Source organism: Pseudomonas sp. zfem003 (assembly GCF_032621675.1).
GTDB classification, from domain to species: Bacteria; Pseudomonadota; Gammaproteobacteria; order Pseudomonadales; family Pseudomonadaceae; genus Metapseudomonas; species Metapseudomonas otitidis.
This window is the reverse complement of sequence record NZ_JAVYJG010000007.1, coordinates 327,229-342,677: the sequence shown is the minus strand read 5'-3', so window position 1 is coordinate 342,677 and position 15,449 is coordinate 327,229. Positions and strand designations below refer to the sequence as shown.

The following is a 15,449-nucleotide window of genomic DNA, read 5'->3' as shown; positions in this document are numbered from 1 at the left end:
CCATGCGAATCCTCAAGATCGAGCCCCTGACCAAGGAAGCCTTCGCCCCGTTCGGTGACGTGATCGAAACCGAAGGCAGCGATTACTTCATGATCAACAACGGCTCCACCCGCCGTTATCACAAGCTGGCCACGGTCGAGACCGCCCAGCCGGAGGACCTGGCGATCATCAGCATCTTCAGCGCCCAGGCCCTGGAAATGCCCCTGAGAATCCGCATGCTGGAGCGCCATCCGCTGGGCAGCCAGGCTTTCATCCCGCTGCTCGGCAACCCCTTTCTGGTCGTGGTCGCGCCACTTGGCGATGCACCTGTACCGGGCTTGGTCCGTGCCTTCCTCACCAATGGCAGGCAGGGCGTTAATTACCATCGCGGCGTCTGGCACCACCCGGTGCTGACGATCGAAAAGCGGGATGACTTCCTGGTGGTTGATCGCAGTGGTTCAGGCAACAACTGCGACGAGCATTACTTCACCGAGGACGAGCACCTGGTCCTCGACCCCCACCACTAATAAGAGAAGCCCGGTGTTCGGCGTGTCGATCCCGGGGAAGAGGTACGTACTGTGGAAGCACATCTGACCGAATGGCTGAACCTGAGCATTCGCTGGGTACACATGATCACCGGCATCGCCTGGATCGGCGCATCCTTCTATTTCGTCTGGCTGGAGAACAACCTGAACCGGAAGAACCCGCGCGACGGGCTCTCGGGTGACCTTTGGGCCATCCACGGCGGTGGGATCTACCACCTGGAGAAATACAAGCTGGCACCGCCGAAAATGCCGGACAACCTGCACTGGTTCAAATGGGAGGCCTACTTCACCTGGATGTCGGGCGTCGCCCTGCTGACGGTGGTCTTCTACCTCAACCCCACGCTCTACCTGATCGCACCCGGCGTCGACCTCTCGCCCGCAGCGGCCATCGGTATCGGCATCGGCTCGCTGGTCGCCGGCTGGTTCATCTACGACCTGCTCTGCGACTCGCCCCTGGGCAAGCAACCCGCCCTGCTCGGCCTGATCCTCTTCGTGCTGGTGATCGGCGCGGCCTGGGGCTTCACCCAGGTATTCAGCGGCCGTGGCGCCTACATCCACGTCGGCGCCCTGATCGGCACCATCATGGTCGGCAACGTGTTCCGCATCATCATGCCGGCACAGCGTGCACTGGTTAAGGCGATCGAAGAGAATCGCACCCCGGACCCGGCCCTGCCGGCCAAGGGCCTGTTGCGCTCGCGCCACAACAACTACTTCACCCTGCCGGTGCTGTTCATCATGATCAGCAACCACTTCCCGAGCACCTACGGCAGCCAGTACAACTGGCTGATCCTGGCCGGCATCGCGGTGATCGCCGTCCTCGTGCGCCATTACTTCAACACCCGCCACGAGAGCAACCGCTTTGCCTGGACCCTGCCGGCCGGCGCCCTCGGCATGATCTGCCTGGCCTTCGTCACCTCGCCGAACTACAAGGCAGCGACCCCGGCCCCGGTCGCCAGCGCGCCCCAGGCTCCGGCCAGCGCACCCGCGCAGGCTGCCGAACAGCCCGCCGGCCAGGCGCCCCAGGCCAGCGCCAGCAGCGGCTCGCCGCAGTTCGACAAGGTGCACAGCGTGATCCAGGAACGCTGCACCGTCTGCCACTCCGCCAAGCCCACCAGCCCGCTGTTCACGGCGGCACCGGCTGGCGTGATGTTCGACACGCCCCAGCAGATCCAGGCCCTGGCGCCCAAGATCCAGGCCCAGGCCGTGGCCAGCCAGATCATGCCCCTGGGCAATATCACCCAGATGCCCCCCGAGGAGCGGGAGCTGATCGGCTCCTGGATCGCCCAGGGGGCCCGCACCGAGTGATCCCACGGCGGGCCGCATTCCCCCAAGCTCTGCGGCCCGCGATTCGCCTACCTCCGGGTAGGCTTTTTTATCGCGTCGCGGCGGGGCGGATTCGTCTCCCTCCCCCGCCTTTATCCCTCCTACCCGGCACGCCTGTGCCGGCTGCTGCATCGATACCCCGGCCCATCGACCTGAGGCGATGGGCCCGACGGCTCAACAAGAACAAAAGCGCCCGAGGTGTTGCATGACCCAACTGACAGCCCCCGCTGTGGCTCCGGCCGACCAGCGTCTACCCCTGATGCAGCTGCTGCTGGTCGGCCTCCAGCATGTGTTGCTGATGTACGGCGGCGCCGTGGCCGTTCCCCTCATCGTCGGCCAGGCCGCCGGCCTCTCCCGGGAAGAGATCGCCTTCCTGATCAACGCCGACCTGCTGGTGGCGGGCATCGCCACCCTCGTGCAATCCATCGGCATCGGCCCGGTGGGCATCCGCATGCCGGTGATGATGGGCGCCAGCTTCGCTGCCGTGGGCAGCATGGTGGTGATGGCCGGCATGCCCGGCGTGGGACTCCAGGGCATCTTCGGCGCCACCATCGCCGCCGGGCTGTTCGGCTTGGTCCTGGCACCGTTCATGAGCCGCATCGTCCGCTTCTTCCCTCCGCTGGTCACCGGCACGGTAATCACCTCCATCGGGCTCAGCCTGTTCCCGGTGGCGGTGAACTGGGCCGGGGGCGGCAGCAAGGTCACCGAGTTCGGCGGCCTCCAGTACCTCGCCGTGGCTGCACTGGTGCTGGCCATCATCCTGGTGGTGAACCGCTTCCTGCGGGGCTTCTGGGTCAACGTCTCGGTGTTGATCGGCATGGGCATCGGCTATGTGCTGGCCGGTTGCCTAGGCATGGTCGACCTCAATGGCCTGGGACAGGCGCCCTGGCTGCAGGTGGTGACGCCGCTGCATTTCGGCATGCCCACCTTCGAGCTGGCACCGGTGCTGTCAATGTGCCTGGTGACGGTGATCATCTTCGTCGAGTCCACCGGCATGTTCCTCGCCCTGGGTAAGATCACCGGGCGCGAGATCTGCCCCAATGCCCTGCGCCGCGGCCTGCTCTGCGACGCGGGCGCCTCCTTCGTGGCCGGCTTCTTCAACACCTTCACCCATTCGTCCTTCGCCCAGAACATCGGCCTGGTGCAGATGACCGGCGTGCGCAGCCGCTACGTGACGGTGGCCGCCGGCCTGTTCCTGCTGGCCCTGAGCCTGGTGCCGAAGGCCGCCTTCCTGGTGGCTTCCATCCCGCCGGCCGTACTCGGCGGCGCAGGCATCGCCATGTTCGGCATGGTGGCCGCCACCGGCATCAAGATCCTCCATGAAGCCGACATCACCGACCGCCGCAACCAGTTGCTGGTGGCCGTCAGCATCGGCCTGGGCATGGCGCCGGTGGTCAGGCCGGACCTCTTCGCCCACCTGCCCCACTGGATGGAGCCGATCACCCACAGCGGCATCGCCATGACCACCCTCAGCGCCCTGCTGCTGAACATCCTGTTCAACGTGCTGGGCGAGAAAGACCGAGCCCGCCACTGCCACGCGGCCCACTGAGTCACCCATTGCTCCCACCCGGCAGCGCGCCTATCCGGTGCCGCCGGGGCTGCCCGACCCGCCCATCCGGCGGGTCTTTTTTTGTCGGCTCGCCCCGCAGCGGTCACCTCACGCACGCATGTTCAGGCCCGCACGACCACTCGCCATTTTTGTACACAAAATCATCGATTCCTGTTACCAAAAACAGGTGTCACTGCTATAGTTCGAAACCTGACCCCGCGTTCAACTTATCGAACCGCATCCCGGTCGCACCCACCCGATAGACGCCCAGACCGACAACAACAACAGGCAGGCCTCTCGATCATGCAGACGACACCCTTCTCGCTCCACGCCCGCGCTCCAGCGCCCAGGTTCCACCCGGACGGAAACAGCCCGTCCGGCGTCCTCCCCGACTCGGCCTGACCGGGTCAAGCACCTTCCCCCTCCTAGCCACCTCGCGCTCCACGAGGTGCGGCGACGCGTGCGGGGATTTCCAACCGAAGCCCTGAAAAACAAGGAAAACACGATGCGCACCAAGCTCCTGCCTGCCAGCCTGGCACTCGCGACCGGCCTGCTGGCCTGCAACCAGGCCCTGGCCGACGGCCCCCTGCTGTGGCAGAACAACAGCGTCACCTACCTCTACGGGCAAGACTTCAAGGTCAACCCCGAGATCCAGCAGACCTTCACCTTCGAGCACGCCAGCGGCTGGACCTGGGGCGACCTGTTCCTCTTCGTCGACCAGATCAACTACAACGGCAAGGCCGACGCCAACGCCGGCAACAACACCTATTACGGCGAGATTTCCCCGCGCCTGTCCTTCGGCAAGCTGTTCGACCAGAAGATCGCCTTCGGCCCCGTGACCGACGTGCTGCTGGCCGCCACCTACGAGCGTGGCGAGAACCGCAACCAGAACTACCTGCTCGGCCCGGGCTTCGACCTGGCCCTGCCCGGCTTCGACTACTTCCAGCTGAACTTCTACTACCGCAAGCCCGACGGCATCACCAAGAACCCGTCCGGCCAGTGGCAGGTCACCCCGGTGTGGTCCTACACCGTGCCGGTGGGCAAGTCCGACATCCTCATCGACGGTTTCATGGACTGGGTCTGGAACAACAAGGACGCCACCACCAACCGCCCCAACGACCTGCACGCCAACCTGCACTTCAATCCGCAGATCAAGTACGACCTGGGCAAGGCCCTGGACCTGGGCGCCAAGCAGCTCTACGTGGGTGTCGAGTACGACTACTGGAGCAACAAGTACGGCATCGACGACAACAGCTACCTGGGTGACACGATCCTCGGCGGCACCGACCAGAACACCGCCAGCCTGCTGGTCAAGGTGCACTTCTGATCGCGCCATGAAAAAGGGGACGGCGCCTGCGCGCCGTCCCCTCGCTTGAAACCGCTTCGATCAGCTGGCGCGAGCAAGGTTGCGCAGCGCCTTGATCTGGTCATGGTTGCGCTGGACGCCCAGCAGCTGCCGCTCGACCAAAGTGCGCGCCTCGGTCGGCAGCTCCTTGCCCAGCGCCTCGCGGTAATGCTTGAGCGCCACATCCTCGCCACGCTCGCACTCGTTGAGAATGGCCTCCTCGCTCTTGCCGGTCACCAGCGCCTTGAGGTCCACCCAGCGGCGATGCAGGGCACCCGCCACGCTGGAGGACGACTCGGGCTCACCCCCCAGGCTGCGCACCATCTGCTGAAGCTCGGCGGCGGCACGGCCGCACTCCCGCGAGCGCTCGGTCAGGGTGGCCTTGAGCTGTGGGGCCTTCACGTGCTCGGCGCATTCGAGGAAGCCCTTCTCACCGTCCTTGCTGGTTTCGATCAGTTCGTTCAACGCATCAATGGCGTGCTCGTTGTTCATCGTGCAGTCCTCTTTCCGGTTGACGGGCGGCCGGCGGTCGCCCGGCCTTCGTATTGGTGGACCGGGCGACCAAAGGGACGGTTCAAGCTTTTCGCCCACCGGCGTTACTGCCCTTGCGCCTCCTTGCGCTTCTGCCGTTCGAGGAAGTCCACCTTCCACTGCTCCATGCCCATGTAGGCCGAGTCCAGGTTGGCCTCCACGCGATAGCGGGCCTTCAATGCCTCCACCTCCTGTGCGTGTTCGCCCAGGAAGCGATCGAAGCGCTGCACCAGTTCGGGGTGGCGTACGGACGACAAGTGGAAATGGCTGCGGGTGTGGGGCAGCGAAGGGTCGAACACCAGCGCACCCGGGCGGGCCCGGACGTTGTCCAGGTAATAGGTGGCGACCACCACATTGAAGTAGGCGCCATCCGTGTCCCGCCGCAGGGTCTGGTTGATCATCTGCCGCAGGTCACGGGCCTCCACCGGCTGGACCTGCCCCGCCTCGATACGCGACTGGTAGCCCCGGGGCGTCCAGCCCTTCACCAGGGCCAGCCGACGGATACCGTCGAGCCCCTGACCAGCGTGTCGCGGGTCCACCAGCACGCCATCCACGTAGGCCACCACCGGTGCACTGTAGGTGGGCGCATACCCGGGCGCCGCCGCACCAGCCCACTCGGGGTTGTCCGGGTAGCGCAGGTCCACCTCCCCCGCCGCCGCCCGCTGCGCCAGCTCATTGACCGGTAATGGCCGGTACTCCAGCTGCAGGCCCTCGCTGCGGGCGAACAGGTCCAGCAGGTCGCGGCCGAAGCCGCGGTACTGCCCGCTCTCATCGAGCTGGTAGTGAGGCTGGAAGGCCAGATTCTCGACCCCCACCACATAGCCCTGGGCCTGCGCCGCCAGCGGCAGCACGCCCATCAGCAAGCCCGCACAGGCGAGCCTGCCGGGAGTCGACCTGCGGCGCCTCATTCACCGGTCACCAATTGGCGGGCCAGACGGTTGTGGCGCTCGAGCACCACGGGCAGGTCGACCGTCAGCAACTGGCCATCCCGCACCACCACCCGCCCGTTGATCACGCTGGTGGAGACCTGGGTCGGCGTGCAGAAGACCAGCGCAGCCAGCGGGTCGTGATGGGCCCCGGCATAGGCCACATGCCCCAGGTCGAAGGCCACGAAGTCTGCCGCCATGCCCGGCGCCAGGGCGCCGATGTCGTCGCGGTTGAGCACCTTGGCACCGCCCAGGGTGGCGATTTCCAGCGCCTCGCGGGCAGTCATGGCGTCCGGACCGAAGCCGACCCGCTGCAGCAGCAGCGCCTGGCGCACCTCGCCGATCATGCTGGCGCCGTCGTTGGAGGCCGAGCCGTCCACACCAAGGCCCACCGGCACGCCCGCATGGCGCATGCGGCGGATCGGCGCGATGCCCGAGGCCAGGCGCATGTTCGAGCACGGGCAGTGGGCGACACCGGTACCGGTGCGGGCGAACAGGTCGATGCCATGCTGGTCCAGCTGCACGCAGTGGGCGTGCCACACGTCATGGCCGACCCAGCCCAGGTCCTCGGCGTACTCGGCGGGGGTCATGCCGAACTTCTCGCGGCTGTAGGCGATGTCGTTGACGTTCTCCGCCAGATGGGTGTGCAGGGAGACGCCGTACTGGCGGGCCAGCACGGCGGCCTCGCGCATCAGGTCGCGGCTCACCGAGAAGGGCGAGCACGGCGCCACCACGACCCGCAGCATCGAACCGTGGGAAGCGTCGTGGTAGTCCTCGATCAGGCGCTGGGACTCCTTGAGGATGTCCGCCTCCTTCTCCACCACCGAATCCGGCGGCAGGCCGCCCTGGCTGCGACCGACGCTCATGCTGCCGCGGGCGGCGTGGAAGCGCATGCCGATCTCGCGGGCGGCGTGGATGCTGTCGTCCAGCTTGCAGCCATTGGGGTAGATGTAGAGGTGGTCGCTGGAGGTGGTGCAGCCGGAGAGGATCAGCTCGGCCATGGCCGTCTGGGTGGACACCCCGATCATCTCCGGCGTCAGCCGTGCCCAGATGGGGTAGAGGTTGGTCAGCCAGTTGAACAGCTCGCCGTCCTGGGCGGCCGGCACCACACGGGTGAGGCTCTGGTACATGTGGTGGTGGGTGTTGACCAGGCCGGGGATCACCACCTTGCCGGTCATGTCCAGCACCTCGTCGGCGCTCTGGGGCAGTTCGGCACTCGGCCCCACCTGGCGGATGACGTTGTCCTCGATGAACAGGCCGCCCTGCCGGATCTCGCGGCGTTCGCCGTCCATGGTGACCAGTAGGTCGGCGTTCTTCACCAGCAATGTCTTGCCCATGCGTACTCTCCTCCGCCCTCGTGGGCGATCTTGTTGTTCAGGGAATGGTCAGTCGGCGAATCGAAAGGCCGGCCGCAGCCCAACCCAGCGCCCGACAGGGCACTCAGCGGTTCAGGGGGAATGCGGGAAGCGGTCCGGCGTCTCGATCAGCCGCCGGTGGCGCTCATGAAGCGGACCACCTGCACTTGCTGGTCGGCTTCGAAGTGGTGCCGTTCCGGCTTGAGCCGGAGCGCCTCCACCAGGGCCGAGCGCAGCCTGTCCGAATCGCCGGGATGGCGACGGATCAATGCCTTCAGGTCGAGCGCGCCGTCACTGCCCAGGCACAGCACCAGCTTGCCCTCGGCGGTGACCCGCACCCGGTTGCAATCACCACAGAAGTTGCGGCTGTGGGGTGAGATGAAGCCGACGTGGGTGTCGCTGCCGACCACCTGGTAGTAGCGCGACGGGCCGCCGGTGCGGTGGCTGCTGGGCAGCAGCTCGAAACGTTGCGCCACCCGCTCGCGCACCTCGTCCGAGGTGCACAGGGTGACCTTGCGCTCATGGCTGGAGATGCTGCCCAGGGGCATCTCCTCGATGAAGCTGATGTCCAGGCCGCGCTCGACGGCGAAGGCCACCAGGTCCTCCACCTCGTCATCGTTGCGGCCCTTCTGCACCACGCTGTTGAGCTTGATGCGCCGGAAGCCGGCCCCACGCGCCGCATCGATGCCCGCCAGCACCTGATCGAGCCGATCACGCCGGGTAAAGGCGGCAAAGCGTTCGCGCTGCAGGGAATCGAGGCTCACGTTCAGCCGGGTGACGCCGGCACCGCGCAGGTCGGCGGCCATATGCGCCAGCTGCGAACCGTTGGTGGTGATGGCCAGGTCGTCGAGCTCGCGACGCTGGCCCAGACGGCCAAGCAACCCGGTGAGGCCCTTGCGCACCAGCGGCTCGCCGCCAGTGACGCGGATGCGCTTCACGCCCAGACCGATGAAGGCATCGGCGACGGTGTACAGCTCTTCGAGGCTGAGGATCTGGGCGCGCGGCGCGAAGACCATGTCTTCGCTCATGCAGTAGGTGCAACGGAAATCGCACCGGTCGGTGACCGAAAGACGCAGGTAGGTGATGGAGCGACCGAAGGGGTCGCGCAAGGTGTGGTCTGGCATCTTGAAGCCTGCCGCAGCACGCGCCGGTCGGGACCCGGCGGCATGGACGGATCGGCAGATAAGAGCAGAAAAAACACTTTTTGTATACAGGAATGCGGGGCCGGAACCCGCCAAAAGGCTGCCCGTAGCTTGCTTGAGAGCGCGGGAAAGCCGGTGCTACCATGCCCGCCCGCTCGCCAGCCGACCGTGAGGGCCCTCGGCGAGTGAACCAAGGAGCAGATGTGAGCAGTATTCGCGAGCGCAATAGAGAGCTGATCCTGAGCGCGGCCAGCGAGGAGTTCGCCGACAAGGGATTCGCCGCGACCAAGACCAGTGACATCGCCGCCAAGGCAGGCTTGCCCAAGCCCAACGTCTACTACTACTTCAAGTCCAAGGAAAACCTCTACCGGGAAGTGCTCGAGAGCATCGTCGAGCCCCTGCTGGCAGCCTCCCATCCGTTCAACGAAGGCGGCCACCCGGACCAGGTACTGCGGGCCTACATCCGCTCCAAGATCCGCATCTCCCGCGACCTGCCCCACGCCTCCAAGGTGTTCGCCAGCGAGATCATGCACGGCGCGCCGCACCTGTCCGCCGAGCGCACCGCGCAACTCAACGAGCAGGCCCGCCACAACATCGCCTGCATCCAGGGCTGGATCGACCAGGGCCTGATGGCGCCCGTCGATCCCAACCACCTGATGTTCAGCATCTGGGCCGCAACGCAGACCTACGCCGACTTCGACTGGCAGATTTCCGTCGTCACCGGCAAGGCCAGCCTCAGCGACGCCGACTACGACGCCGCCGCCGACACCATCATCCGCCTGGTGCTCAATGGCTGCGAGGTGAAGCCGGCGCCCGAGCGGCAGAGCGCCTGACCACCCCTCACGCCTTGAAGGTGAGGATCGGGCTGAAGCGGGCGATCACCGCGACCGTCTCCTCCTCCACCTGGGCACGCACCACCTCGCCGATCTCCTTGTAGGCGCCGGGCGCCTCCTCGATCAGCCGCTCCTCGCGACGGGTGATGCACTGCACCCGGTCCAACCCCAGCCCATCCGGTGCGCGACGCGCCTGCAGGCGGACCTCGCTGCGGGACATCGAACGCCCCGCCCCGTGGCTGGCCGAGCGCAGCCACTGCGCGTTGCCCAGCCCACTGAGCAGGTAGGAGTCGTGCCCCATGCTGCCGGGAATCAGCAGGTCCTGCCCGGCATAGGATGGCGTCGCGCCCTTGCGATGGACGTTGCCCACCGACTCCCGCAGCACGATGTTGTGCGGCACGTCCACCAGCAGCGGCGCCTCGATGTCCGCACCGAACACCTCGCGGGTGCGCTGGCGCACCATCTCGGCGATCAGTGCGCGATTGGCGTCGGCGTAATGGGCGGCCGCATGCATTGCCGCCAGGTACTCATCGGCCATGGGCCCGAGCAGGGCGAACACCCGCGACTCGGGGTGGCGGATGCCCTTCGGCCACAGCTCGCGGGCCTTGTCCATCCAACGCCGCCCGACATGGAAGCCCACGTCGCGGGAGCCGGTGTGGATCATCAGCACCACCTGCCCCACCGACAGGCCGCGCTCGAAGCAGGCACGGCGGTCCACCAGCTCGGTCACCACCTGCACCTCGACGAAGTGGTTGCCGCCACCCACCGTGCCCAGGCCCGGATCGCGCAGGCGCGGGCGGGCCGGGTCCTGCAGGGCTGCGGGCGCATGGCGGGCTTCGCCGCGCTCGAACGACGACGGGTGCAACTGCGCCAGCTCCGCCATCACCTGGGCGTAGTCGAGGTGCCCAAACAGCCCCTCGCGCTCGCCCCGTTGGCGCAGCGACGCCCAGAAGTCGCCCAGCCCGCCGGCGAACAGCGCCGTCATGTCGCCCGGCGCCGTGGGAATGTTGCGGGTGCCGTCCAGCAGGTCGCCGCGGACACGCTCCACCCAATCGGCCTTGCGTGACAGGAAGCGCTCGTAGTCGAGGCCCAGCCGGTGCAGGCGCATGCCGCAGTTGATGTCGGTGCCGATGCTCTGCGGGATCACCATGTCCGGGCTGGTGACGATCACCGCACCGACCGGGATGCTGGTGCCGGCATGGAAGTCCGGCGTCGCACAGGCACAGCGCACCTCGCCACCCAACGGATGGCGGACGCCTGCGAAGTCGAGCAGTTGCTGCACCGCCTTTTCCTCGATGGGCAGGGATTCGGGCAGCAGGATGCGCGCGTCGAGGCCGGCGCGGTTCAGGGAAGCGATCGAAAGGGTATTGCCGTTGACGCGGCTGATGGCCACGCCGCTGCGGGCCAGCTTCTGCTGGATCCGCTTGAAAGGGGTCTTGTTCATGACGCTGCTTTTTCGATGGACGAAAACAGGCACCGCCCGATCAGGGCGATGCAGCATGTCCGTCAGCAGCAGAAGGGACGGCGCGCATCCTAGGCTTGCGACGGCTTCGTCGCAAGCCCCGGCGCGCCGGAAGTCAGGCCGGCAGGCCGGCGTCGGCCCTCAGCCCGACCGCCTCCACGCCCGAGACGGCACACTGCTCGTCGATGTCGGAGGTGTCGCCGCTGATGCCCACCGCCCCGATCACCTCCCCCGCCGGGTCGCGGATCAGCACGCCCCCCGGAGCCGGCACCAGGTTGCCGTCGGCCAGGTGGTTGACGGCACCGATGAAGGCCGGGCGCTGCTGGGCGTCCGCCGCAATCAGCCGGGAGCCCTTGCCCAGCGCCACCGCGCCCCAGGCCTTGCCGATGGCGATCTGCGGTCGAAGCATGCTGGCGCCGTCCTCGCGCTGCAGGGCGATCAGGTGCCCGCCGGCGTCGAGCACGGCAATGGTCAGCGGCGCGGCACGCAGGGCGCGCCCGGCCTCCAGCGCGCGGTGGGTGATGCTCATGGCGGTTTCCAGGGACAGGGTGCTCATGGCGAGGCTTCCTCGATCAGATGATGGTCCGGTCGCTCCTAAGCGCACCCAAGGGGCATCAGGCCCTGCTCGTCAGGCGCTGCTGGAGGCATTCGCCGGAGTAAATCAGGCAATACAAAAAAATCAACACAAAAATACAATGATCGTATTTTTTGTATACAAACAAGATGAGCGGTAGCCGATAGCCAGCCTCAACCCCGCGTCAAACGGGCGTTTTAAAGAAAGCGATCCCTTCGTCCATCTCCCCTGGAAATCTTCTTGACCCGTTCTCGAACGCCTGAATAGAATCCGCCAACACGACTTGTATACAATTTTCACAATAAACGAGGCACAAAACATGGCCAAAATGAGAGCAATCGAGGCTGCCGTTCTAGTGATGCGCCGCGAAGGCGTCGACACTGCGTTCGGCGTACCCGGCGCCGCGATCAACCCGCTGTACGCCGCCCTGAACAAGATCGGCGGTGTTGACCATGTGCTGGCCCGCCACGTCGAAGGCGCCTCCCATATGGCCGAGGGCTACACCCGCACCAACCCGGGCAACATCGGTGTGTGCATCGGCACCTCCGGCCCGGCGGGCACCGACATGGTCACCGGCCTGTACTCCGCCTCCGCCGACTCCATCCCGATCCTCTGCATCACCGGCCAGGCACCTCGCGCCCGCCTGCACAAGGAGGACTTCCAGGCCGTCGACATCACCAACATCGTCAAGCCGGTGACCAAGTGGGCGACCACCGTCCTCGAGCCGGGCCAGGTGCCCTACGCCTTCCAGAAGGCCTTCTTCGAAATGCGCAGCGGCCGCCCCGGCCCGGTGCTGATCGACCTGCCGTTCGACGTGCAGATGGCCGAGATCGAATTCGACATCGAGGCCTACCAGCCGCTGGCCGTGAACAAGCCCAGCGCCAGCCGCATCCAGGCCGAGAAGGCCCTGGCGATGCTCAACGACGCCGAGCGCCCGGTGCTGGTGGCCGGTGGCGGCATCATCAACGCCGACGCCTCCGAGCGCCTGGTGGAGTTCGCCGAGCTGACCGGCGTGCCGGTCATCCCGACCCTGATGGGCTGGGGCACCATCCCCGACGACCACCCGCTGATGGCCGGCATGTGCGGCCTGCAGACCTCCCACCGCTACGGCAACGCCACCCTGCTGGAGTCCGACCTGGTGTTCGGCATCGGCAACCGCTGGGCCAACCGCCACACCGGCTCCGTGGACGTCTACACCCAGGGCCGCCGCTTCATCCACGTGGACATCGAACCGACCCAGATCGGCCGCGTGTTCACCCCCGACCTGGGCATCGTCTCCGACGCCGCCGCCGCCCTGGACGCCTTCCTCGAAGTCGCCCGCGAGTGGAAGGCCGCCGGCAAGCTGAAGGATCGCAGCGCCTGGGTCGAATCCTGCCGCGAGCGCAAGCGCACCCTGCTGCGCAAGACCCACTTCGACAACGTGCCGGTGAAGCCCCAGCGCGTGTACGAGGAGATGAACGAGTTCTTCGGCAAGGACACCTGCTACGTCAGCACCATCGGCCTGTCGCAGATCGCCGGTGCCCAGTTCCTGCACGTCTACAAGCCGCGCCACTGGATCAACTGCGGCCAGGCCGGCCCGCTGGGCTGGACCATCCCCGCCGCCCTCGGCGTGGTCAAGGCCGATCCGCAGCGCCAGGTGGTCGCCCTCTCCGGCGACTACGACTTCCAGTTCATGATCGAGGAGCTGGCCGCCGGCGCGCAGTTCAACCTGCCCTACATCCACGTGCTGGTGAACAACTCCTACCTGGGGCTGATCCGCCAGGCGCAGCGCGGCTTCGAGATCGACTACTGCGTGCAGCTGTCCTTCGAGAACGTCAACGCACCGGAGCTGAACGGCTACGGCGTGGACCACGTCGCCGTGGTCGAGGGCCTGGGTTGCAAGGCCATCCGCGTGTTCGACGCCAACGACCTGCAGGCCGCCTTCGCCCAGGCTCGCAAGCTGATGGCGGAGTTCCGCGTACCGGTGGTGGTGGAGGTCATCCTGGAGCGTGTCACCAACATCTCCATGGGCACCGAGATCAATGCCGTCAACGAGTTCGAAGAGCTGGCCCTGACCGGCGCCGACGCCCCCACTGCCATCTCGCTGCTGGACTGACGAGCCACCGCCCCTCTCCCGTTCGTGGCGGGAGAGGGGCGTCTACCGAGGAGAATCTTCATGCCCCGTTTCGCTGCCAACCTGTCCATGCTGTTCACCGAGGTGGACTTCCTGGACCGTTTCGCCGCCGCCGCCGAAGCCGGCTTCAGCGGCGTCGAGTACCTCTTCCCCTATGACTACCCGGCCGAGGAGATCAAGGCCCGCCTGGACGCCAACGGCCTGGAGCAGGTGCTGTTCAACCTGCCCGCCGGCGACTGGGCCAAGGGTGAGCGCGGCATCGCCTGCCACCCCGATCGCGTCGAGGAATTCCGCGCCGGCGTCGACAAGGCCATCGCCTACGCCAAGGTCCTGGGCAACAAGCAGGTCAACTGCCTGGCCGGCATCCGCCCGCAAGGCCACAGCTGCGAGGTGATCGAGAACACCTTCCTCAACAACCTCGAATACGCCGCCGAGCGCCTCGAAGCCGCCGGCATCACGCTGGTGATGGAGATGATCAACACCCTCGACATCCCCGGCTTCTACCTGCAGACCACCCGACAGGCGCTGGATGTCCGCGAGAAGGTGGGCAGCCCCAACCTGTTCCTGCAGTACGACATCTACCACATGCAAATCATGGAGGGAGACCTGGCCCGCACCCTGGAACGCAACCTCCCCGCCATCCACCACGTGCAGCTGGCCGACAACCCCGGCCGCCACGAACCGGGCACCGGCGAGATCAACTACCGCTTCCTCTTCCAGCACCTCGACCGCATCGGCTACCAGGGCTGGATCGGCTGCGAGTACAAGCCCGCCACCACGACCGCCGCCGGCCTGGGCTGGCTGAAAACCCACAACGCCATCTAATAACGAGGTATTCCACATGGCCAAGATCGGATTCATCGGCACCGGCATCATGGGCCTGCCCATGGCGCAGAACCTGCAGAAAGCCGGCCACCAGCTGTTCCTCTCCAACCACCATGACAAGGCCCCTGCCGCGCTCGTCGAGGCCGGCGCCATCGCCCTGGCCAACCCCCGCGAAGTAGCCCAGGAAGCCGAGTTCATCATCGTCATGGTGCCGGACACCCCGCAGGTCGAAGACGTGTTGTTCCGCAAGGACGGCATCGCCGAAGGCGTGGGCCCGAACAAGGTGGTGATCGACATGAGCTCCATCTCCCCCACTGCCACCAAGGCCTTCGCCGAGAAGATCACGGCCACCGGCGCCACCTACCTCGACGCCCCCGTCTCCGGCGGTGAAGTCGGCGCCAAGGCCGCGACCCTGAGCATCATGGTCGGCGGCTGCCCGAATGCCTTCGAACGCGCCCTGCCGCTGTTCCAGGCCATGGGCAAGAACATCACCCGCGTCGGCGACAGCGGTGACGGCCAGACCGCCAAGGTGGCCAACCAGATCATCGTCGCGCTGAACATCCAGGCTGTTGCCGAGGCCCTGCTGTTCGCCGCCCGCAACGGTGCAGACCCGGCCAAGGTGCGTGAGGCGCTGATGGGCGGCTTCGCCGGCTCGAAGATCCTCGAAGTGCACGGCGAGCGCATGATCAAGGGCACCTTCGATCCAGGCTTCCGTATCAACCTGCACCAGAAGGACCTCAACCTCGCCCTCTCCGGCGCCCGCGAACTGGGCCTCAACCTGCCCAACACCGCCAACGCCCAGCAGGTGTTCAGCACCTGCGCCGCCCTGGGTGGCAGCGGCTGGGACCACTCCGCGCTGATCAAGGGCCTGGAGCACATGGCCAACTTCTCCATCCGCAAGGAGTAAGGCGTTTGCCGCCGGGTGCATGAGCCGGTCCACGGATCGG

14 protein-coding genes are annotated in these 15,449 nt (G+C 66.5%); 8 read left to right on the top strand and 6 right to left on the bottom strand.

All coding sequences use genetic code 11. The features are described from left to right. Positions 1-2: 2 nt before the first annotated feature. The 4 genes from RTK35_RS18570 (at position 3) to RTK35_RS18555 (ending at position 4,723) form a co-directional block, all read left to right on the top strand. On the top strand, positions 3-506 hold the full coding sequence (locus RTK35_RS18570) for an ureidoglycolate lyase (RefSeq protein WP_316908684.1): 504 nt from the start codon (positions 3-5) through the stop codon (positions 504-506). Positions 507-557: 51 nt separating this feature from the next. Then, positions 558-1,829 carry a urate hydroxylase PuuD gene (locus RTK35_RS18565; protein ID WP_316908683.1) on the top strand — a complete coding sequence of 424 codons (1,272 nt, stop codon included), beginning with the start codon at positions 558-560 and terminating at the stop codon, positions 1,827-1,829. A gap of 223 nt (positions 1,830-2,052) precedes the next feature. Next, complete coding sequence (locus tag RTK35_RS18560) at positions 2,053-3,396, top strand: nucleobase:cation symporter-2 family protein (protein ID WP_316908682.1); 1,344 nt, start codon at positions 2,053-2,055, stop codon at positions 3,394-3,396. Positions 3,397-3,901: 505 nt separating this feature from the next. After that, a complete protein-coding gene (locus RTK35_RS18555) occupies positions 3,902-4,723 on the top strand; it encodes an outer membrane protein OmpK (protein WP_236212444.1) in 822 nt (273 codons plus the stop codon). Positions 4,724-4,783: 60 nt separating this feature from the next. Here the strand turns inward: RTK35_RS18555 and RTK35_RS18550 are convergent, their stop codons facing one another. The 4 genes from RTK35_RS18550 to moaA all read right to left on the bottom strand — a co-directional run bounded on the left by RTK35_RS18550 (position 4,784) and on the right by moaA (position 8,677). Then, on the bottom strand, positions 4,784-5,233 hold the full coding sequence (locus tag RTK35_RS18550) for a PA2169 family four-helix-bundle protein (protein ID WP_316908681.1): 450 nt from the start codon (positions 5,231-5,233) through the stop codon (positions 4,784-4,786). A gap of 104 nt (positions 5,234-5,337) precedes the next feature. Next, complete coding sequence (locus tag RTK35_RS18545; protein WP_316908680.1) at positions 5,338-6,129, bottom strand: substrate-binding periplasmic protein; 792 nt, start codon at positions 6,127-6,129, stop codon at positions 5,338-5,340. Positions 6,130-6,176: 47 nt separating this feature from the next. Continuing rightward, entirely contained in the window at positions 6,177-7,535 is a 1,359-nt protein-coding gene (locus tag RTK35_RS18540) for an 8-oxoguanine deaminase (protein ID WP_316908679.1), read from the bottom strand. Positions 7,536-7,681: 146 nt separating this feature from the next. Continuing rightward, positions 7,682-8,677 (bottom strand): GTP 3',8-cyclase MoaA, encoded by a 996-nt coding sequence (moaA, locus tag RTK35_RS18535; protein WP_107330378.1) that lies wholly within the window; start codon positions 8,675-8,677, stop codon positions 7,682-7,684. Between the two features lie 221 nt (positions 8,678-8,898). Between moaA and RTK35_RS18530 the strand changes: the two genes are divergently transcribed. Beyond that, positions 8,899-9,528 carry a TetR/AcrR family transcriptional regulator gene (locus RTK35_RS18530; protein ID WP_044404288.1) on the top strand — a complete coding sequence of 210 codons (630 nt, stop codon included), beginning with the start codon at positions 8,899-8,901 and terminating at the stop codon, positions 9,526-9,528. Between the two features lie 7 nt (positions 9,529-9,535). Here RTK35_RS18530 and RTK35_RS18525 read toward each other — a convergent pair whose 3' ends face one another. Both RTK35_RS18525 and RTK35_RS18520 read right to left on the bottom strand, forming a co-directional pair. Further along, on the bottom strand, positions 9,536-10,972 hold the full coding sequence (locus RTK35_RS18525) for an RtcB family protein (protein ID WP_316908678.1): 1,437 nt from the start codon (positions 10,970-10,972) through the stop codon (positions 9,536-9,538). A 133-nt stretch (positions 10,973-11,105) separates the two neighbouring features. After that, positions 11,106-11,546, bottom strand: a complete 441-nt coding sequence (locus RTK35_RS18520) for a GlcG/HbpS family heme-binding protein (RefSeq protein WP_044404282.1) — start codon at positions 11,544-11,546, stop codon at positions 11,106-11,108. 337 nt (positions 11,547-11,883) lie between these two features. Between RTK35_RS18520 and gcl the strand changes: the two genes are divergently transcribed. The 3 genes from gcl to RTK35_RS18505 are packed head-to-tail and all read left to right on the top strand — an operon-like array spanning position 11,884 to position 15,409. After that, a complete protein-coding gene (gene gcl, locus RTK35_RS18515; RefSeq protein ID WP_107331130.1) occupies positions 11,884-13,659 on the top strand; it encodes a glyoxylate carboligase in 1,776 nt (591 codons plus the stop codon). A gap of 60 nt (positions 13,660-13,719) precedes the next feature. Beyond that, complete coding sequence (hyi, locus tag RTK35_RS18510) at positions 13,720-14,502, top strand: hydroxypyruvate isomerase (protein WP_069560408.1); 783 nt, start codon at positions 13,720-13,722, stop codon at positions 14,500-14,502. Positions 14,503-14,518: 16 nt separating this feature from the next. Further along, positions 14,519-15,409, top strand: coding sequence for a 2-hydroxy-3-oxopropionate reductase (locus RTK35_RS18505; protein ID WP_316908677.1), 891 nt, complete (start codon positions 14,519-14,521; stop codon positions 15,407-15,409). The last annotated feature ends 40 nt before the right edge of the window (positions 15,410-15,449 follow it).

What these genes read in the sequence shown, in the direction of transcription:
- hyi (WP_069560408.1), top strand. Translation starts at nt 13,720, where the DNA reads ATGCCCCGTTTCGCTGCCAACCTGTCCATGCTGTTCACCGAGGTGGAC.
- gcl (WP_107331130.1), top strand. Translation starts at nt 11,884, where the DNA reads ATGGCCAAAATGAGAGCAATCGAGGCTGCCGTTCTAGTGATGCGCCGC.
- RTK35_RS18525 (WP_316908678.1), bottom strand. Translation starts at nt 10,972, where the DNA reads ATGAACAAGACCCCTTTCAAGCGGATCCAGCAGAAGCTGGCCCGCAGC.
- RTK35_RS18570 (WP_316908684.1), top strand. Translation starts at nt 3, where the DNA reads ATGCGAATCCTCAAGATCGAGCCCCTGACCAAGGAAGCCTTCGCCCCG.
- RTK35_RS18555 (WP_236212444.1), top strand. Translation starts at nt 3,902, where the DNA reads ATGCGCACCAAGCTCCTGCCTGCCAGCCTGGCACTCGCGACCGGCCTG.
- RTK35_RS18545 (WP_316908680.1), bottom strand. Translation starts at nt 6,129, where the DNA reads ATGGGCGTGCTGCCGCTGGCGGCGCAGGCCCAGGGCTATGTGGTGGGG.
- RTK35_RS18560 (WP_316908682.1), top strand. Translation starts at nt 2,053, where the DNA reads ATGACCCAACTGACAGCCCCCGCTGTGGCTCCGGCCGACCAGCGTCTA.
- RTK35_RS18540 (WP_316908679.1), bottom strand. Translation starts at nt 7,535, where the DNA reads ATGGGCAAGACATTGCTGGTGAAGAACGCCGACCTACTGGTCACCATG.
- RTK35_RS18520 (WP_044404282.1), bottom strand. Translation starts at nt 11,546, where the DNA reads ATGAGCACCCTGTCCCTGGAAACCGCCATGAGCATCACCCACCGCGCG.
- RTK35_RS18550 (WP_316908681.1), bottom strand. Translation starts at nt 5,233, where the DNA reads ATGAACAACGAGCACGCCATTGATGCGTTGAACGAACTGATCGAAACC.
- RTK35_RS18505 (WP_316908677.1), top strand. Translation starts at nt 14,519, where the DNA reads ATGGCCAAGATCGGATTCATCGGCACCGGCATCATGGGCCTGCCCATG.
- moaA (WP_107330378.1), bottom strand. Translation starts at nt 8,677, where the DNA reads ATGCCAGACCACACCTTGCGCGACCCCTTCGGTCGCTCCATCACCTAC.